Origin of the sequence: Streptomyces sp. NPDC046821, assembly GCF_040645335.1 — a bacterium.
In the GTDB taxonomy this organism is placed as follows: Bacteria; Actinomycetota; Actinomycetes; order Streptomycetales; family Streptomycetaceae; genus Streptomyces.
The window spans coordinates 58,444-76,818 of record NZ_JBEYYB010000015.1 but is presented as its reverse complement, the minus strand read 5'-3'; the positions used below and the strand labels follow the sequence as shown (position 1 = coordinate 76,818).

Annotated in this window: 19 protein-coding genes; 14 read left to right on the top strand and 5 right to left on the bottom strand. The window is 70.0% G+C overall.

Annotation, left to right across the window (positions count from 1 at the left end; all coding sequences use genetic code 11):
* Positions 1-116: 116 nt before the first annotated feature.
* Together ABZ893_RS28995 and ABZ893_RS28990 are read left to right on the top strand one after the other, a co-directional pair.
* On the top strand, positions 117-1,487 hold the full coding sequence (locus ABZ893_RS28995; RefSeq protein WP_361409312.1) for a ferredoxin reductase family protein: 1,371 nt from the start codon (positions 117-119) through the stop codon (positions 1,485-1,487).
* A gap of 8 nt (positions 1,488-1,495) precedes the next feature.
* The gene (locus ABZ893_RS28990) at positions 1,496-1,939 is read left to right on the top strand and encodes an FMN-binding protein (RefSeq protein ID WP_361409710.1); all 444 of its coding nucleotides are present in this window, start codon (positions 1,496-1,498) and stop codon (positions 1,937-1,939) included.
* 116 nt (positions 1,940-2,055) lie between these two features.
* On the opposite strand, the gene ABZ893_RS28985 is transcribed toward ABZ893_RS28990, so the two are convergent.
* The 4 genes from ABZ893_RS28985 to ABZ893_RS28970 all read right to left on the bottom strand — a co-directional run bounded on the left by ABZ893_RS28985 (position 2,056) and on the right by ABZ893_RS28970 (position 4,348).
* Positions 2,056-3,171, bottom strand: coding sequence for a hypothetical protein (locus tag ABZ893_RS28985; protein ID WP_361409309.1), 1,116 nt, complete (start codon positions 3,169-3,171; stop codon positions 2,056-2,058).
* A 72-nt stretch (positions 3,172-3,243) separates the two neighbouring features.
* The gene (locus ABZ893_RS28980) at positions 3,244-3,444 is read right to left on the bottom strand and encodes a DUF6193 family natural product biosynthesis protein (RefSeq protein ID WP_361409707.1); all 201 of its coding nucleotides are present in this window, start codon (positions 3,442-3,444) and stop codon (positions 3,244-3,246) included.
* A 71-nt stretch (positions 3,445-3,515) separates the two neighbouring features.
* The gene (locus ABZ893_RS28975) at positions 3,516-4,151 is read right to left on the bottom strand and encodes a TetR/AcrR family transcriptional regulator (protein WP_361409306.1); all 636 of its coding nucleotides are present in this window, start codon (positions 4,149-4,151) and stop codon (positions 3,516-3,518) included.
* A complete protein-coding gene (locus ABZ893_RS28970) occupies positions 4,148-4,348 on the bottom strand; it encodes a hypothetical protein (RefSeq protein WP_361409303.1) in 201 nt (66 codons plus the stop codon). The genes ABZ893_RS28975 and ABZ893_RS28970 overlap by 4 nt, the downstream gene beginning before the upstream one ends.
* Positions 4,349-4,469: 121 nt before the next feature.
* On the opposite strand from ABZ893_RS28970, the gene ABZ893_RS28965 reads away from it, so the two are divergent.
* Entirely contained in the window at positions 4,470-6,056 is a 1,587-nt protein-coding gene (locus ABZ893_RS28965) for an FAD-binding oxidoreductase (protein ID WP_361409300.1), read from the top strand.
* A gap of 235 nt (positions 6,057-6,291) precedes the next feature.
* Here the strand turns inward: ABZ893_RS28965 and ABZ893_RS28960 are convergent, their stop codons facing one another.
* A complete protein-coding gene (locus tag ABZ893_RS28960; protein WP_361409297.1) occupies positions 6,292-7,461 on the bottom strand; it encodes a pyridoxal-phosphate dependent enzyme in 1,170 nt (389 codons plus the stop codon).
* Between the two features lie 118 nt (positions 7,462-7,579).
* Between ABZ893_RS28960 and ABZ893_RS28955 the strand changes: the two genes are divergently transcribed.
* The 11 genes from ABZ893_RS28955 (at position 7,580) to ABZ893_RS28905 (ending at position 18,348) form a co-directional block, all read left to right on the top strand.
* On the top strand, positions 7,580-8,485 hold the full coding sequence (locus ABZ893_RS28955; protein ID WP_361409294.1) for a LysR family transcriptional regulator: 906 nt from the start codon (positions 7,580-7,582) through the stop codon (positions 8,483-8,485).
* A gap of 101 nt (positions 8,486-8,586) precedes the next feature.
* Complete coding sequence (locus ABZ893_RS28950; RefSeq protein ID WP_361409291.1) at positions 8,587-9,345, top strand: 5-oxoprolinase subunit PxpA; 759 nt, start codon at positions 8,587-8,589, stop codon at positions 9,343-9,345.
* Positions 9,345-9,986 (top strand): allophanate hydrolase subunit 1, encoded by a 642-nt coding sequence (locus tag ABZ893_RS28945; RefSeq protein ID WP_361409288.1) that lies wholly within the window; start codon positions 9,345-9,347, stop codon positions 9,984-9,986. Before ABZ893_RS28950 ends, ABZ893_RS28945 begins: the two co-directional genes overlap by 1 nt.
* Positions 9,983-10,930, top strand: coding sequence for a biotin-dependent carboxyltransferase family protein (locus ABZ893_RS28940; protein WP_361409285.1), 948 nt, complete (start codon positions 9,983-9,985; stop codon positions 10,928-10,930). Before ABZ893_RS28945 ends, ABZ893_RS28940 begins: the two co-directional genes overlap by 4 nt.
* Before the next feature lie 242 nt (positions 10,931-11,172).
* On the top strand, positions 11,173-12,153 hold the full coding sequence (locus ABZ893_RS28935) for an LLM class flavin-dependent oxidoreductase (protein WP_361409283.1): 981 nt from the start codon (positions 11,173-11,175) through the stop codon (positions 12,151-12,153).
* Positions 12,150-13,118: a CoA-transferase gene (locus tag ABZ893_RS28930; RefSeq protein WP_361409280.1), complete on the top strand. Its 969-nt coding sequence runs from the start codon at positions 12,150-12,152 to the stop codon at positions 13,116-13,118. Before ABZ893_RS28935 ends, ABZ893_RS28930 begins: the two co-directional genes overlap by 4 nt.
* Complete coding sequence (locus tag ABZ893_RS28925; RefSeq protein WP_361409277.1) at positions 13,115-13,954, top strand: CoA-transferase; 840 nt, start codon at positions 13,115-13,117, stop codon at positions 13,952-13,954. Before ABZ893_RS28930 ends, ABZ893_RS28925 begins: the two co-directional genes overlap by 4 nt.
* Positions 13,951-14,862, top strand: coding sequence for an FAD binding domain-containing protein (locus tag ABZ893_RS28920; RefSeq protein ID WP_361409274.1), 912 nt, complete (start codon positions 13,951-13,953; stop codon positions 14,860-14,862). Before ABZ893_RS28925 ends, ABZ893_RS28920 begins: the two co-directional genes overlap by 4 nt.
* Positions 14,859-15,356, top strand: a complete 498-nt coding sequence (locus tag ABZ893_RS28915) for a (2Fe-2S)-binding protein (protein WP_361409271.1) — start codon at positions 14,859-14,861, stop codon at positions 15,354-15,356. The genes ABZ893_RS28920 and ABZ893_RS28915 overlap by 4 nt, the downstream gene beginning before the upstream one ends.
* Entirely contained in the window at positions 15,353-17,710 is a 2,358-nt protein-coding gene (locus tag ABZ893_RS28910; protein ID WP_361409268.1) for a xanthine dehydrogenase family protein molybdopterin-binding subunit, read from the top strand. Before ABZ893_RS28915 ends, ABZ893_RS28910 begins: the two co-directional genes overlap by 4 nt.
* Positions 17,707-18,348 (top strand): SRPBCC family protein, encoded by a 642-nt coding sequence (locus tag ABZ893_RS28905; protein WP_361409265.1) that lies wholly within the window; start codon positions 17,707-17,709, stop codon positions 18,346-18,348. The genes ABZ893_RS28910 and ABZ893_RS28905 overlap by 4 nt, the downstream gene beginning before the upstream one ends.
* Positions 18,349-18,375 lie beyond the last annotated feature (27 nt).

Below are 18,375 nucleotides of genomic sequence, written 5' to 3'. Positions count from 1 at the left end.
TAAAAGCGTAAAAGCCCAGTACAGCGCCGGTACGAGCAGCCCGCGCGCGGCCGCTCAGAGCTTGCTCAGAGGTTTCCGCACCACAGTGAGATGAGCCCAGTCCTGAGGAGACCGTCATGGCTTCCGCGACTCATCGCCTGCCGCCGGTGACACACCGCGCGCCCGGTCCGCCACGGCACCGGGTGACCGCCGCGCTGCTGCTCGCTGCCGCGTTGGCCGGCGGCTTCGCCGTGCTCGCCCTGTGGTGGCGGAACACCGACGCCGTCGTCGGCGCGGCCGGCTGGCTGACCGGCGTAGGCCGGCTCACCGGCCTGATGACCGGCTACATGTGTGCCCTGCTCGTCGCCCTCATGGCCCGTGTGCCCTGGCTGGAGACCGGCGTCGGCAGCGACCGTACCGCCCGCTGGCACGCCGCGGCGGGCCGCTGGACGATCAGTCTGCTGATCTGCCACATCGTCTTCATCACCCTCGGCTACGCGGCCCAGGCACACACCGGCCCCGTGTCACAGCTCGGCACGATCGTCTTCGACATGCCCGACATGCTCAAGGCCACGATCGGCGCCGTCATCCTGCTGGCCGTCGGTTACACCTCGATGCGCGTCGTGCGCCGCCGTATGCGGTACGAGACCTGGTACCACCTGCACCTGCTCACCTACATCGCCGTGTTCCTGGCCTTCTTCCACCAGCTGTCGACCGGCGCCGACTTCGTCAGCAGTACCGGCGCGCGGGCCGCCTGGTACACCCTGTACATCGGCGTCGCCTGCCTGGTCGTCTGGTTCCGCGTCGTCACCCCGTCGCGGCTCAATCTGCGGTACCGCATCCGCGTCGACTCCGTCGTGTCCGAGGCACCCGGGGTGTACTCCGTCTGGCTGCGCGGGCACCACCTCGAACGGATCGGCGCCCAGCCGGGACAGTTTCTGCGCTGGCGCTTCCTGACCTCCGGCAGGTGGTTCGCCAGCCATCCGTACTCCCTGTCGGCCGTGCCCCGCGGCGATCTGATGAGGATCACCGTCAAGGAGCAGGGCGACCACAGCGGCGCCGTCGCGGGACTGCGGCGAGGCACGCGCGTCTGGGCCGAGGGCCCCTACGGCGCACTCACCGCGGGACGGCGCAGCCGTGACAAGGTGCTGCTGATCGCGGGCGGCACCGGGATCACTCCGTTGCGCACCCTGTTCGAGACGCTGCCCGCCCGGCCCGGCGACCTGACCCTCCTCTACCGGGCCCGAACCGAGGAGGAGCTGGCTCTGCGCGACGAGCTGGAGGCCATCGCCGCCGGGCGCGAGGCCCGACTCGTGTACGCGCTCAACGCCCCCGGAGGCCGCCGCGCCGAGATCACCGCGGACCGGCTCCGCGCGTTGCTGCCCGACATCGAGCGGCACGACGTGTACCTGTGCGGGCCGCCAGGGCTCTCGCAGACCGCGTTCGACGCGTTGCGGGACGCGGGGGTCCCGGCATCCCACATCCACCACGAGTCCTTCGAACTGTGAGCCCCGCCATGCGCGCCCACCCGCTCCGCCGCACCGTGCTGACGGTCGTCGGGACCGTCACGGTGACGGTGCTCGCGCTGTCCCTCAAACCGCACCACGTGACCTCCGTCGCCGCGCCCACCACGCCGCGGCCGTCGAGCTCCAGCAGCGGTACGGGCCCCGGCTCGGCCTCCGGCACCCGGACCGTCACCGGTTCCACGGTCCAGACCCGCTACGGCCCCGTCCAGGTCGAACTCACCCTCAACGGCTCGAAGATCACCGCCGCGCGGGCCCTGCAGCACCCCGACAGCGACCACCGCAGCGTGGAGATCAACTCGACCGCGATACCCACCCTCGTCCAGGAGACGGTCAAGGCACAGAACGCACACGTCGATGCCGTCTCCGGTGCCACGTACACGAGCGAGGGCTACGTCAGCTCGCTCCAGAGCGCACTGGACCAGGCCCATGTCTGAACCGGGGGCTCAAGGACCCGGTGAACATGCCGGCGAACGTCCGCGCCGAGAGATCGATGCGCGAATGCGGTGCCCATCGCTGAGACGGAGCCGGTCGGTCCCGACCAAAGTTCAGGTCACTCCCCGTTACCTCCGTCAGGGGCAGCGTCGGCCTTCAGCGTGGCCAGCATCGTGGTGTGCAGCCGGCTGTAAAGCTCCTCGCGCCAGGCTGCGAGGACCGGAGATCTGCCTGGTTGTGATGCTCGATGCGCTTCCCAGCGGGCTGCCAAAGCCTCGCGCCTGGCGGCGCGAGCCGTTTGCAAGGTGCGGGCCAAGGCGTCCCGCAGGTCGCCGATGCCCATCTCCGCACCCGTGAGGTCAAGGAGTTCGTCCAGGTCCCAGCGGACCAGCGTGCCCGTTCGTGCCAGATATAGAGCGGCGCTGTCCAGCTGGTAGATGTCGTCGTAGTCGAGCAGCGCGTACCCGATGAGTTGGTAGAGCTCCGCGCGGCCGATGCGGTGTGGGCGGATGGTGGCTTTGCAGTCGACGATCATCCCGCCGAGTATCAAGTCGGCGTCGGCGCCGCCGACGTCACGCGATCCCGTGAAGAGCGGGGCAGCGACTTTCCGTTCCGCAGGCAGGGCGACTGCGAGTGGGGCGAACACTGGCGCGGCGAGGCCGGCGAGCTGCACCAGGTCCTCCACTGCTGCATCCGGCACGGCTGCGGCCCAGCTATCGAGCGTTGTCGCGGCCCCGTCGCGCAGCAACCAGTCGATCGTGGGCTCGATGCCGCCGCGCACGTCGAACATGGCGGCGAGATAACAGTGACGAGCGAGTACTTCCTCGTCCTGCGCACCCGTTCCTTGACGGGTGTCGAGCGACGCGGCGAGCGCTGCGGTTGCGGCCTCAACTGCCGTGCGCACCTCGTCGGAACGATGGCGCAACGCGGCGCGGAGAAAGGACAATACGTAGCCGAGTTCAGCGCGCTGGAGGCGCGCGCTGTGCCGGTCGTCGGGTCGCAAGAGGACGGTTCGGGTGGGTCCGGTCATGAGCCGGATGCGTTCGTCTATGCCCCGTCCGATCAGGCCCCAGGGCGGTTTCACACCGTCGGGCCACGGTGGCCGGACAGGGGTGGGTGCCTTGCCGAGGGTGCGGCGCAGGTGGGCGACGGAATCCTGCCAGTAAGGCAGATGGTCCTCGAAGAACAGTGAGAGCGGGGACGAACGATCGGCTATCTGGGATGTCAACGACACGGCCGCATGATGCCGGATCTTTAAGAACGCGTCACTAGATGGTGCGAGGCGAGACATTGCGTGCGCACACACCTAGGCGCTGCCCTGTGCCTTCTCGTAGGCCGCCAGTTCGTGCGCGTTACCGATGAAGGCCGGGCCGCAGTGAGGCGGGAGGCGGTCGATGACCAGCGCCACGGCGACTTGTGCAGTGTTTGTCTCGGCGATCCTCGGGCTGCTCCGAGTCGGGCCTTCGGCGTAGTAGCGGCCGTCCCTCAGGGTGCCGATGTAGGGGATGGCTGCTCGACGGTGTTGGTCATGACCCTGATTGTGTGGTCAACCTGCGGTCCTGTCATCGAAGTCGGCCGTCACGACACCCTCGGCCCCTGTGCCGTGATCGCCGTCAGTACGCGTTCGCATCGCGCCGTCATTTCCGCTGCCGAGCGGTCAGGGTGGCGTAGCCACCAGTTGACGACGGCCGTGACCGCGCTCATCCATACCTCCGTGAGTACGGCGAGGTCGTCGGGGTCCTGCAGGGCCGTGAGGTCGCGTAGGCCTGCGACGCCTCTGCTCGCCTGCGCGGCGATCGTTCGGTGCATTCGGCGGACGACCTCGGCGCCGGCGCCGGGCGGTACGGTGCGGTCGTTGAGGACGTTCCAGTCGTGGAGCCGGCCCTCCAGACCGCTGAACATCGCCGCCAGCGTGGCTTGCGCCAGGTCGCGTGGAGGGCGGGCCGGGGCGGCGAGCACCGGTTCGATGCGGCTGATGAGATTGGTGCCCGCACGGCCGGCGCAGGCCGCGTACAGGCCGTCCTTGGAGCCGAAGTAGGTGAGCACCAGGGCCTTGCTGACTCCGGCCCGCTCGGCGATGCGCCCCAGTGACGCGCCGGCGTACCCGACCGCTCCGAACTCCTCGGTCGCCACGTCGAGGAGCAGTTCTTCACGGCGTGCCCGGGGAAGTTTGCTGGTTCCCCCTGCGCGGCGGACCGGGTCAGTCGGCGTCATGGCTGTGACCGTACCTCGGTGAAGGCGGTCGCCTTCGCGGCCAGGGGCCAGCCCGGCGGTCCGAAGACGTGACCGAGGCGCTCGCGCCAGGTGGTCGCCGTGCGTACCTCTGTCGCGATGCAGACGGCAGACACCAGCAGCGCGTACGTGATCGGGTTCTGGACCGACTGCCGGATTTCGGACAGGACGTCGCCCATAGACCTTTCCCTCTCTTGACCGATCGGTTAATTTACCGATCGGTCAAGTTACTGATCGGTCGGGTAGTGGTCAATGCTCACGGCGAAGGCGCGACGTGGGTGCGAGAGGGAGATGGTGGCTATGGCACGTTCATGGTGGGGTTGGGGCAACGCCGAGGAGGCGTTGAACGGTGAAGAGGCCGCGGCGCTGGTCGGCCGGGTCCAACTGCTGCTTCCCGACCATGACTTCAGCGTTCACCGCGCCCCGGATCCGGCCGCGCTGAACCTGCCGGCCCCGCGCGTGAAGCCGCCGTCCGCGCTCGCCGCGCTCTGCTCGGACGACCCGCAGGACCGGGCCGGGCACGCTCACGGCAAGGCGTTCCGGGACGTGGTGCGGAACCTGCGGGGAGAGCTGAGGCACGTTCCGGATTGGATCGCCCGGCCGCGCGACGAGGCCGACCTGGTCAGCCTGCTCGACTGGTGCGCCGAGGCCGGCATCGCGGTCGTCCCTTACGGCGGCGGCAGTTCCGTCGTCGGCGGCGTGGAAGCCCGTATCGACGGACCCGTCGTCACCATCGACCTCGCACACCTCGACCAGGTGAAGGAAGTCGACCCGGTGAGCCGCGCCGCCCGGATCCAGGGCGGGGTGTACGGCCCTCACCTGGAGGAACAGCTGAGGCCGCACGGCCTGACTCTGCGTCACTACCCGCAGTCGTTCCAGTTCTCGACGCTCGGCGGCTGGCTGGCCACCCGCGCGGGCGGGCACTTCGCCACGCTCTACACCCACATCGACGACCTCACCGAGTCGCTGCGCGTCGTCACGCCGACCGGCATCAGCGAGTCCCGGCGCCTGCCGGGCTCCGGCGCTGGCCCCTCCCACGACCGGCTCTTCCTGGGATCCGAGGGCAGCCTCGGCATCATCACCGAGGCGTGGATGCGCCTCCAGGACCGGCCGACGTACCGGCTCACGGCCTCCGCCGAGTTCGACTCCTTCGCTCAGGCCGTCGATGCGACCCGAGCGATCGCGCAGTCAGGGCTCCACCCGGCCAACTGCCGTCTCCTCGACCCCGCCGAGGCACTCATGAACGCCGGCATCGCCACTGGCGGCGGGGTCCTCATCATCGGCTTCGAGTCGGCCGACCACCCCGTCACGGCATGGATGAACCGCGCCCTGGAACTCGTGGCCGATCACGGCGGACGCATCCGCGACACCAAGCATCGCGGGGCCGAGGCGGACACGGCGGGGGGCGCCTCCGACTCCTGGCGATCCTCGTTCCTGCGGATGCCCTACCAGCGCGACGCCCTCGCCCAACGCAGCATGATCGCGGAGACGTTCGAGACCGCCTGCACGTGGGACCGGTTCCCCGCCTTCCACGCCGCGGTGACCTCAGCCGCCCAGCGAGCCCTCGACGAGATCTGCGGAACCGGCGTCGTGACCTGCCGGTTCACCCACGTCTATCCCGACGGGCCGGCACCGTACTACGGCGTCTACGCGCCCGGACGCTGGGACGGACTGCTCGCCCAATGGGACGAGATCAAGGCGGCGGTCTCCGAAGCGATCCTCGACAACGGCGGCACCATCACCCACCACCACGCCGTCGGACGCGACCACGGCCCCTGGTACGAACGCCAGCGCTCCGACCTCTTCGGACGCGCCCTCACGGCGACGAAGAAGGCGCTGGATCCCGCGGGCATCATGAATCCCGGCGTACTGGTCGATGTCCGGTGAAGCCCTGGAACCCGTGTGCTGCTAGCGGAGTTTGAGTGGATGTCAGAGCTCGCTCTCGCCTGGTTACCCCCGACGGGGAATTAGGAGGCGTGGCATCTCGCCCACTGGCTGCCCGGCGCGGTCCGCCGGGCCCTCTGGGACCTGATGAACGACGAGTCGGCGTGCATGTAGCCGAGGCTGTACACGCCGATCCACCCTGAACCGGCGAGACACCTGAATGTCGAACCAACCAGCCTCACTCGGGCAAAACACCTTTCCGCGGAGCGGCCTCCGTGTTGAGCAGCACGACCGTGCGGCCAGGCGTGAGCAAGTGCTCCGCGCCCGCCGCCCCCTTCAAGTACTGCAACGCAGCCAGCGACGCCGCCCCGCACGGCCCCGAGTCGATGCCCGCCTCGGCCAAGCGCGCGCCGGCCTCCGCCGCCTCGGCGTCAGTCACCCAGATCCCGCCGTCCAAGGTTGCGAGCAAGTCAGGGAACGCCAGCGACGAAGGGGTGCCGCAGTTGAGGCCAGCCATTGTCGTCGTGCTCGTCGGTGTGGTGACCGAGTGGCCGACGGCGAGGCTGGCCGCGATGCAAGGTGCCGCCTCCGGTTCGACGGTGACCGCGCGCCAGCCGACGTAGCGCTGACAATGCAGTGCCGCCGCGTGGGCGAGCGAGCCCACCCCGGCCGGGACCACCAACAGTGCTGGGCCGCTGCCGAGTTGCGCCATGGCCTCCTCGAAGAGCGTTGCGTACCCATCGACGATCCACCGGGGCACCGTCTCGTACCCGGGCCAGGACGTGTCCTGCACCAGGAGGCGGTCGGCGGAGTCCTCGCACAGCCGGGCGGCGGCCCGCACCGTGTCGTCGTAGCCCTCGGAGAGCACTCGCACGTCGGCGCCCTCGTCGCGGACCGCCTGGATCGCCGCCTCCGAGACGACGTCAGGGATCAGCACCATGGCGTCGAGAGCAAGCAGCGACGCCATCCGCGCCACTGCGCGCCCGTGGTTTCCGTCCGTGGCGGTCACCAGCGTCACCGGCGCGTTGCCCTCGATCCGGGCGCGGAGCGCCTTGAGCGTCGGCTCCTCGGGCTCGCCGTAACGTGCCGCCAGCGCGCGGTACGCCGCCCAGGACGCGCCGAGCATCTTGAAGGCGGGCAGGCCGAGCCGCGACGACTCGTCCTTGACCGCGACCCGGGCGACCCCGAGGTCCGCGGCGACCGACGGCAGGTCATGGAGTGGTGTGACGGCGTAGGACGGCAGCTGCCGGTGGAACGCCAGCCGGGCAGGCCCAGACGCATCGGGGGCCGGTCGGCGAGATGCGACGCCGCTGCGATGCCGGTTCGGCGTCCACCGGTCCGGGACCGGAGGCACGGCGCCGGATACCGCTCCGGGCAGGGATGACAGGGACGCACGTGAATTGGTCACGGGAACGAAGTTAGGCAGTCCGGAGCCAAACGTTAAGCACCAGCTTGTGGACTCGACCCGGCATGTTTGATGCCGATTGGGCCGGGGGCCAGGATGGGTGCGGAGATCGGGAGGGCACATGCTGGACATGCGGCGGGTTCGCCTGCTGGTGGAGCTGGAGCGTCGGGGCAGCCTCGCCGCGGTGGGCGAGGCGCTGCACCTGAGCGCGTCGGGGGTCTCGGCGCAGGTGAGTCGGCTTGAGCGCGAGGTCGGCACAACCCTGGTCGTCAAGATGGGCCGCGGCCTACGGCTGACAGAAGCGGGCGCCCGCCTGGCTGGGCACGGTCGGCGACTCCTCGCGGAGATGGAGCAGGCCGAAGCCGACCTGCGCGGCCTCTCCGGCCAGGTCGCCGGGACGCTGCGGCTGGCCTCTTTCCAGAGTGCCGCGCTGCTCCTGTTGCCCCAGGTACTGGCGAACCTGGACTCGCACGCAGGGCTGCGGGTCGAGCTCGTCCAAGCAGAGCCGGAGCGTTCGGTGCCCGCCCTCCTCGCAGGCGACTTCGACGTCGTCGTGGCCGAGGAATATCCCGGCGTACAGCCGTGGATCCCGGCCGAGACCCACCGGCACGAACTCGGCCACGACCCCCTGTCAGCCGTCGTGGCCGAATCGCTCCTCGAAGGCCGCGCGCTCAGCGTCGAGGGTGGACGGATCCCGTGGGTGATGGAGTCACGGGGGAGCGCGTCGCGGGAGTGGGCGGAGCTCACCTGCCGGCGGATGGGCTTCGAGCCGGATGTGCGCTACGAAAGTGACGACCTTCTGGTCCACCTGGAGCTGATCCAACGCGGGCTCGCCGCCGGCATGTTGCCCGCCATCGTCGCAGACCGCGCACGAGACGACCTGCGGTGGCAGCCGACAGGCGCGGCGCGGACCCTGTTGACCCTGACCCGCCGCGGAACCGAGCGGCTCCCTTCGCTGCGGCTCGTCCGGCGGGAGCTGCGGTCGGCCTTCCGGACGCTGCATTCAGCAGTTCCGATGCCGGATTGAGCGCAGTCACGCGTGCTGTTCCTCGACCCTTCCGTCGGTTCATACTCGGCCTCGTAGCAGTGCAGTTGGCCGCATCACAGGACCGAAACGGGAGATCGCCCATGGCTCAGGTAGCGCTCACGACCGACATCGGCGAAGGCTACGGACGGTGGGAGCTGGCCGATGACGAGGCGCTGCTCGACGTCGTCACGGCCGCCAACATCGCCTGCGGCTTCCACGGCGGCGACCCCGGCATCATGCGCCGCACCTGCAAGCTGTCGGTCGCCAACGACGTAGCCATCGGGGCCCAGGTCAGCTACCGCGACCTCCACGGCTTCGGGCGCCGCTTCATCGCGTATGGCCGGCAGGAACTGACCGACGACCTGCTGTACCAGATCGGCGCTCTCGAAGTCTTCGCCCGTCTGGCCGGCGACAAGATCAGCTACATCCGCGCCCACGGCGCCCTCTACAACGCGGCCGCCACCGTGACCGAGCACGCGCAGGCCATCGTCGACGCCACCCGTGAGTACAACGCGGACCTGCCGCTGCTCGCCCAGGTCGGCACCGAGACCTGGCGCCTGGGGGAGGCGGCCGGGCTCAACATGGTCGCGGAGGCGTTCGTCGACCGCGCCTACACCCCGCAGGGACTGCTCGTTCCGCGCACCGAACCCGACGCCATGCTGTCCGACCCGGCCCAAGCGTCGGCCCGCGCGGTCGAGATGGTCACGGAGGGCGAGATCACCGCGATCGACGGCAGCCGGATCCCGATCCGTGCCGAGGCGATCCTGGTGCACTGCGACACCGCCGGATCCGTCGACATCGCCCGAGCCACTCGCAAAGCCCTGGAGGCGGCGGACGTCGATCTGGTGCGTATCGGCTGATGCGGGCAGTCGCGACGCGGACGACGCCCACCCTGCGTCCCTGCGGTGACACGGGGCTTCTGCTCGAACTGCCGGACAACCGCCTGGTGCACGCGTACGCCGCCGCCGTGCGGGCGGCGCGGGTCACGGGCGTCGTCGACATCGTCCCGGCCCTCGACACGCTGCTCGTCCGGATCGACCCCCGGGCGGGCGCGATGGCGGACGTCGAGGCACGGCTGCGTGAGATCGACGTGCCCGACGCCGCCGAGGAGTCGCCGCGCGTGGTCGAGCTGCCCGTCCGGTACGACGGCGAGGACCTCGCCTGGGTTGCTGAGCATTGTGGCATGGAGGAACGCGAGGTGGTCGCGGCCCACACCTCGACCCCCTGGCGGGTGGGTTTCTGCGGCTTCGCACCGGGGTTCGCCTACCTCGTCGGCGGGGATCCGCGGCTGCACGTGCCGAGACGGGCGGAGTCGCGGGTGACCGTACCCGCCGGGGCGGTCGCGCTGGCCGGACAGTTCTCGGCGGTCTACCCCCGGCGCTCGCCGGGCGGATGGCAGCTCCTTGGACACACCGACGTCCAGATGTGGGACACCGGCGCCGAGCAGCCGTCGCTGCTGATGCCTGGCGATCAGGTCGTCTTCCGGGAGGTCGCGGCGTGAGCAGCCTCGCGCAGCCCGGCCCGGACAGCCTCGCGCAACCCGCGCCGCCCGGCCGGGGCAGCCTCGCCCAGCCCAGGTCCCCCGGCCGGCTCACGGTGGTCGAGCCCGGAATGCTCTCACTCGTCCAGGACCGAGGACGAACCGGCTACGCCCACCTCGGCGTCGGGCGCGCCGGCGCCGCCGACATCCCGGCGATGATCCTGGCCAACCGGATCCTCGGCAACGACGAGTCGGCTCCCGTTGTCGAAGTGACCAACGGCGGCCTGGTCTTCACCTGCGACACCCCGTCCTTCGTAGCTGTCACCGGTGCCCCTTTGGCGGTCAAGGCCGGCGCCCGGCGGCGGTGGACCCACGAGGTCGTCTCCGTGGCCGCCGGCGAGATCGTCGCGCTGGGTATGCCGAAGCACGGCCTCCGCAGCTATGTCGCCGTCCGCGGGGGCATCCACGTGCCACCGGTCCTCGGGTCGTGCTCGACCGACCGCCTCTCGGGCCTGGGGCCCGAGAGGCTGCGGGCCGGCGCCACACTCGGCCTCGGGCCCGCCCAGGGCCGGCTGCCGGTCGCCGACCTCGTGGTCGCGCCACCACCTCCCGACCCGGCCGAAGACGTCCGGCTGCCGGTCCGGCTGGGGCCGAGGGCGGACTGGTTCGAGCCGGAGGCACTGGTGACCCTGCTCAACAGCCGCTTCGAGGTCACGCCGGATTCGGACCGGGTCGGCGTCCGGCTCGCCGGGCCGGCACTGCCGCGGCGGATCCTCACCGAACTCACCAGCGAGGGCGTGGTGGAGGGGTCACTCCAGCCGCCGCCCGGTGGGCGGCTGACACTCTTCGGCCCCGACCACCCGGTGACCGGCGGATACCCCGTGATCGCCGTCGTCCGGGAAGGGGCGATGTCCGTCGTCGCCCAGTTACGCCCGGGTCAGGGCGTGAGGTTCGTACGCGGGTGAGGACATCGAGCCGACGCCCGACGGGCAGGTCCGTCCGGCGATGGCAGCGAGGAACGGGATGGCCTCCGGTAACCCACTTGGGCCCGCGCCTCGCGTTCGTATCTCGTGACAAGGAAGCCGACAACCCTATGTCAGTCGATGCCATGTCCTCGGTGATCTCCCGCACATAGCGTGTCGCCCGAGCGGGCGTCCCAGCCGCACCACGCGTAGCTCATGACGAGCCCAAGACGAGGGAGCACATCATGTCTGTCAGGTTCGGACTGGCGATCGAGAACTTCACCTCGGCGGAGAAGGCCCCCGACCTCCAGCACCTCGTCGAGTACAGCAAGCGTGCCGAGGAGCTCGGTTACACCTCCTTGTGGGCCTGGGACCATCTCTTCCTGGGCAGCAAGCAGCCCTTCCCGCAGCTCGAGGCGCTGACCACCCTCGCGGTGCTCGCCGCGAACACCTCCACCGTGACGCTCGGCACGGGCATCCTGGTGCTGCCGATCCGCGACCCGGCGCTGCTGGCCAAGACCGCCGCGACCATCCAGGACTTCTCGCACGGGCGGCTCTGCCTGGGCGTCGCCGCCGGGTGGTACGAGCGGGAATTCGACGCGACGGGCACGCAGTTCAAGGGGCGCGGCCGGATCTTCGAGCGGACGCTGGAGATCTGCAAGCGGCTGTGGACCGAGGACGAGGTCACCGGCGACTGGGACGACCTGTCCTTCCGCCGGGTGAAGATGCTGCCGAAGCCGCAGCCCCGCCCCGGTCTGCTCATCGGCGGCTACGTCGACCGGGTGCTGCGCCGGGTGGCGACCCTCGGCGACGGGTGGCTGACCTACTTCTACACACCGGAGGCGTTCGCGGGGTCCTGGGCCAAGATCCGCCAGTACGCCGAGGCGGCCGGACGCGACCCCGACGAGCTGCGCAACGTATCCCAACTGCCGCTGTGCATCGGTGAGTCCAAGGAGGCCGCCGTCGCGCGGTCCGGGCCGTGGCTGGGGTCGTACTTCGACACGCCGGCCTGGAGCGACGCCACGCCCGACAGCGCGATCGTCGGCACTCCGGAGCAGTGCGCCGAGCAGCTCCAGGAACACATTGACGCCGGGGTGCAGGAGATCTGCCTGATCCCGCACGGCTACGAGCAGGAGCAGGTCGAGCGGTTCGCCGCAGAGGTAATGCCGCTGCTGGGCGAAAAAGCGCAGTTGGTCGCGGCCGCGGCCCGAGGAGCGCGGTCATGACCCTGCTGTCGGCGGCGGGCCCGGACACGGTCGGGGCCCGCGAGGAACTCGAACGACGCGCCCGTCCCAGGGTCGACAAGGTCGTTTCGGCGCAGGCTGCCATCGGCGAGTACGTGGCCGACGGCGACGTGATCGCCGTAGGGGGCACCAACCACGCCCGTACACCGATGGCGTTGCTCATCGAGGTGCTCCGCCAGGGACGGCGCGGGCTCTCGCTAGCCCGGCCGCTGACATGCTTCGAGGCGGAACTCTTCATCGCCACAGGGATGGCCGACCGGCTGATCACCAGCTGGGTGGGCATCGGCCACGGCTGGGGCCTTGCCAAGGTGCTCAGGGAGTACGCCGAGACCGGCCGGGTCGAGTACGAGGAGTGGAGCCACCTCGGCCTCGGCCTCCGCTACAAGGCCGGCGGCATGGGCATCCCGTTCCTGCCGTCCTACTCGATGATGGGCTCCGACATCGGAGACCGGCGCAACGTCGAAGAGGTCACCTGTCCGTACACAGGGCAATCCCTCAACGCCGTACCGAGCCTCAACCCCGATGTCGCGCTCATCCACGTCCAGCGCGCCGACGTACACGGCAACGCGCAGATCGACGGCTACGAGCTCATGGACGCCGACATCGCGCGCGCCGCACGACGTGTCGTCATCTCCACAGAGGAGATCGTCGGTACGGAGGTCATCCAGCGGGACCCGGCGCGCACCGTCATCCCGGCGTTCGCCGTCGACGCCGTGGTGCACCAGCCCATGGGCGCCTACCCGCATGAGTGCTACGGACGCTATCTCGCCGACGAGGACGCCTTCCGGGACTACGCCGAGCGGGTCCGCGCACAAGGCGCGGCAGGCGCACGCGAGTACGTCACGAGCCTCGTCGAGCACCCGCACCACGACGGTTTCGTCGGCTCGGTGCCGCCGGAGCGACTCGACGGCCTCGTGCTGGGCGCGAAGGGAATGATGCCGCGATGACAGCCACGAACGACCAGGTCGCGCACGATGCGCAGCCGCTGCGGCCGTCACCGTCCGAAGTGATGACGGTCGCGGCGAGCAGGATTCTCGAGGACCACAAGGTGATCTTCGCCGGGATCGGGCAGCCGCTGGTCGCCGCGGCACTGGCCCGACGGCGTCAGGCACCCGACCTGACCGTCGTCCTCGAGGGCGGCATGATCGGAATCGACCTCATGCCGGGCGAACTGCCCGACTCGACCAACGAGATGCGGGCCGCGGTCGGCGCCGAGATGGTCACCTCCGCGACCGACATCTTCCTCCTGGCGCAGCGCGGATTCTTCGACTACGGCTTTCTGGGCGCCGCCCAGGTCGACATGTACGGCAACGTCAACACCTCGGTGATCGGCGACCACGACCGGCCGTCAACTCGCCTTCCCGGCCCGGGCGGTGGCAATGACATCGCCTCCCTGTGCAACCAGACCGTCATCGTGACCAACCACGAGCGACGGCGCTTCGTGGAGAAGGTCGACTTCGTCACCAGCCCCGGATACCTGACCGGCGGTGACAGCAGGCGATCCGCCGGTCTCAGGCACGGGCGACCGAGCTGGGTCGTCACGGACCTCGCCTGCATGGACTTCGACGAGGAGACCCGACGCATGAGAGTGCGCCACCTGCAACCGGGGGTGACGCTCGCTCAGGTCCGTGCGGCCACCGGTTTCGAACTGCTCGCGTCCGATGAGGTCACCACCCTCGAGCCGGTCACCTGGGGCGAACTCTCCGTGCTGCGACAGCTCACCGGCGACCCGGTCGCCGACCCCCGGCCTGCCGCGCCCACCAAGAACGGAGCTCTCCGGTGACCACGCAAACCAGCCTCTGGCAGCCTCACGGCGACCGTGTCCAGCCCACCTCTTTCGAGTACCAGCGCGCCGACTCCTGGGACGAGGCCGTAGAACTGCTGCAGATCTGGCAGGGCGAGGCGAAGATCATCGCTGGCGGTCAGAGCCTGGTCCCGATGATGAACCTGCGCCTTACGCAGCCCGCCGCGCTGATCGACATCAACGGCATCGGCGACCAAGGCGGGCCGCGGATCGAGGGCTCGGCTCAGGCGCCGGTTCTGGTCATCCCCGCGCTGACCCGTCACGCCACGGTCCTCACCTCGCCGGTCATCGCGGAGCACGCATCCCTGCTCCAGCACGCGGTGCACCTCGTAGGCAACGTACGGGTCCGCAACCGAGGCACGATCGGAGGCAGCGTGGCCCACGCCGACCCGACCGGCGAGATCCCGTGCAGCGTGCTCGCGCTCGGCGGCGCCGTACGGATGCAGAGCCCGCGAGGCGTGCGCGACGTCCCGGTCACGGAGTTCTTCCGCACCTACCTGACGACGGCCGCCGAGGACGACGAGGTGGTCACCGAGATCCGCCTCCCGAGCTCCGCGGGCGAGCCGTGGGCGTTCGACGAGGTGACGCAGCGGTTCTCCGACTTCGCGACCGTCGCCGTAGCGGTGCAGACCAGGGCTGGCCAGCCGACCGTCGTGCTGGGCGGCGTCGCCGACCGGCCGCTCCAGGTCGCCGATGACCTCGTCGGCGGCGTCGACGCACGCGACGAGGCAGCGCTCGACAGCGCGGCCGGAGCCGTCGCCGACAGCGTGAACCCCGAGGGCGACGTCCACGCCGGTGCGGACTACCGCCGCCGGCTCGTGCGCGTCCTCGTCCGACGGACCCTCACCACGGCGCTCGCGCCCCAGGACAAGGGAGTTGGCGCATGATGCGCACACAGGTCCGGCTTCTCGTCAACGGCGAGGAACACGACCTCTGGATACGCACCGACCGCACCCTGCTCAACGCCCTGCACGACGACATCGGCCTGCCCGACGTGCGCTACGGCTGCAACGAAGGGGTCTGCGGCACCTGCACGGTGCTCATCGACGGCGAGCCCACCAGCGCCTGCCTGATGTACGCGGTCCAGGCCGAAGGACACGAGGTCACGACCCTGCACGGGCTGGCGGACCCCGCAGGCGAACTCCACCCCCTCCAGAAGTGCTTCCTGGAGCGCGGCGGCGCCCAATGCGGCTTCTGCACGCCCGGGATGATGCTGACCGCGGCCGCGCTGAAGGAACGCACACCCGACGCCTCCCGCGAAGACATCCGCTACGAGCTGGTGGGCAACCTGTGCCGCTGCACCGGTTACACAGCGATCGTCGACTCGGTCGAGGCATGGATGCACGGCGAACACTGCGGCGACGCGGGGGAGCGGGAATGACCGAGACGACCGGGCGCAAGACCTCCACCCACGGGCAGAAGACTGCGCCTTCCTTCAACGTTGTCGGCACTTCGCCGGGCCACCACGACTTCGTCGACAAGGTGCGCGGCACACTGCACTACGCGGCCGACTGGAAGCTCCCGGGGGTGCTCCACGGGAAGATCGTGCGGTCCGAGATGGCCTCGGCCCGGATCACATCGATCGACGTCAGCGCGGCGCGCAAGCTCGACGGCGTCGTCGCGGTGCTCACCGCCGACGACGTCCCGCACAACGAGATCGTCGAGCACGCCAGCGGCGGCCTCGGTGAACTCATCATCGCCCAGCCGGTACTGGCGAAGGACCGCGTGCGCTACGTCGGCGAGCCGGTCGTGGTCATCGCCGCGGTCGACCAGGAGACGGTGGACGAGGCGGCCGACCTCGTCCACATCGAGTACGAGCCGCTCCCCGGCGTGTTCTCGCCCCACGACGCGCTGCGCGACGACGCACCGCTGGTGCACGACGCGGGCAACGTCCTGGTCAACTGGCGTCTGGAGCGCGGCGACGTCGACGCGGCCTTCGCCGAGGCCGACGTGGTCGTCGAGGACACCTACCAGACCCAGCGCGTCGAGCACGCGTACCTCGAGACCGAGGCGGGCGTCGGGTGGGTCGAGAACGACGTCGTCACGCTCCGGGTGTCCACGCAGGTCATCGAGCACGCCACTGAGATCGCCGACATCATCGGGCTGCCGCACCACAAGGTGCGCGTCATCGCGTCGTACATGGGCGGCGGGTTCGGCGGCAAGGAGGACATGACCGTCGAGCCCTACCTCGGCCTTCTGGTCTGGAAGACGCGGAAGCCGGTGCGCATGGTCTGGACGCGCCAAGAGTCACTGATCGCGAGCACGAAGCGGCACCCGTTCACGATGCACTACCGCACGGCGGCCACTCGGGAGGGCCGCATCCTGGCGATGGAGGCCGACATCGTCGGCGACGCCGGCGCCTACCCCTGCCTGAGCGCACGCATCCTCTTCGCCGGAGCGGCACTGTCCACCGGCCCCTACAAAGTCCCGGCGCTGCGCACACGCTCCCGGGCCGTGTTCACCAACAATGTGCCGACGAGCGCCTTCCGCGGCTTCGGCGCGATGCAGGTCGTCCTCGGCTACGAGTCCCAGCTCGACCGGCTGGCCGACGCCGTCGGCATGAGCCGCACGGCGATCCGGGACCTGAACTACGTCGAGAAGGGCGACGTGATCACCTCCGGCGAGCCGATCACCACGGCGGTGGCGGTGACCGAGACCCGTGAGAAGGCGCTCGCCCGGCTCGGGCCGCCGAGCCCATCCTCCGGGCCCGGCAAGGTGGTTGGCCAGGGCTTCGGCAACAGTATGCAGCCCTACGGCCGCACCATCTGGTTCCGCGACCACGCCTCGGCGTGGGTGACCCTCCAGGCGGACGGCACACTGCTGATCCGCAGCGGTGTCACCGACCTCGGGGCAGGCCAGGCCGCGAGCCTGTGCCAGCTCGCGGCCGAGGTACTGGGCGTGCCGCTCGAAGCCATCAGCGTCTACATCGGCGACACCGCGCTCAACCCACCGGCCGGCGGCACCTTCGCCACCCGCCAGCTCTACATGTCGGGCAACGCCATCGTGAGAGCGAGCAACGCGCTGCGTGACCAACTCGCGCCGGTGGCAGCCACGTTGCTCAGCGCGGAACCGGACGATTTGATCTGGAAGGACGGCAAGGTCGCCACGGCCACACGCACGGGCGAAGTCACCCTGGCCGACGTGGCCCGCGCCGCTCAGGACGCAGCGGTCGACACCTCCGTCCTCTCCACCTGGCGGGCACCCTCAGGCCGGTTCGATCCCGAGGTCGGCCAGGGCGGAACCTTCCCCGACTACACCTTCGGCACCCACGCTGCCGAGGTGGAGGTCGACCTGGAGACCGGCGTCGTACGCCTCACGAAGTACGCCGCCTGCCACGACGTCGGACGCGCCATCAACCCGGTGCGTGCGACGGGGCAGATCCAAGGAGGTGCGATGCAGGGCATCGGCTACGCGCTCACCGAGGAATGTGTGCTCGTCGACGGCAACCCGCTCTCGAACCTGTTCGCCAACTACCTGATCCCGGGCTCGATGGACGTGCCGGACGTGCAGGTCGACCTCGTCGAGAGCGGCGAGGGCCGTGGGCCGTTCAACGCCCGTGGCATCGGCGAGCCGCCCATCGGACCCCCTGCCGCGGCCATCGCCAGCGCGATCGAGAACGCCATCGGTCGCCGCCCGACCACCCTTCCGATCACTCCCGAGCGCGTCCTCGCCCTCCTTGACGACAAGCAGGCCGAGGAATCGACTTCGAACGCTGAGGAGGCGTTGGGCCGATGAAACTCCACCACACCACGACGGTGCAGGCCAGCCCGGCGGAGGTCTGGCAGTTCCTCCAGGACACCCGGGCGGTCGTCGCCTGCCTGCCGGGCGCGGAACTCACCGACGAGCTCGAGAACGACCGGTACGGCGGTGTTCTCCACATCGCCATCGGACCGCTGAAGATGAACTACAACGGTGAGGTGGACGTGCTCCGGCGCGATGCCGAGGCCCGCGAGCTGGAGTTCGCGGCGTCGGGTCGCGACCGCCGCGGTGGGGGATCGGTCCGGGCCGATGTGCGTGTGGGCGTCGCGAACGCCGGTGACGGAACGAGCCAGTTGGAGTCGGTGACCGATCTGCAGCTGACCGGGCGGATCGCCGCGCTCGGACGCGGCGTCCAGGATGTCTCCAACTCGATGTTCACCGACTTCTCCCGTCGTCTCGCGGACCGCATCGCGAACGGGATGGCCGAGGTGGGAGAGGCCCACGCTGCCACCGCTGTTTCCCAGCAGCACGGACCCGCGCCGGCGAGCACGACGCCGGTCGCCAACCAGCCTTTGGTATCAGGCGAGATCAAGCTCACGACTCTGGTCGTGAGTGTGGCTCGTCAGCGGCTCGCCGACATGTTCGCGCGCTGGAGCGAGAAGCTGCGTCCGTAAGGGACGCGACCCAGATCGTCGGGTGGG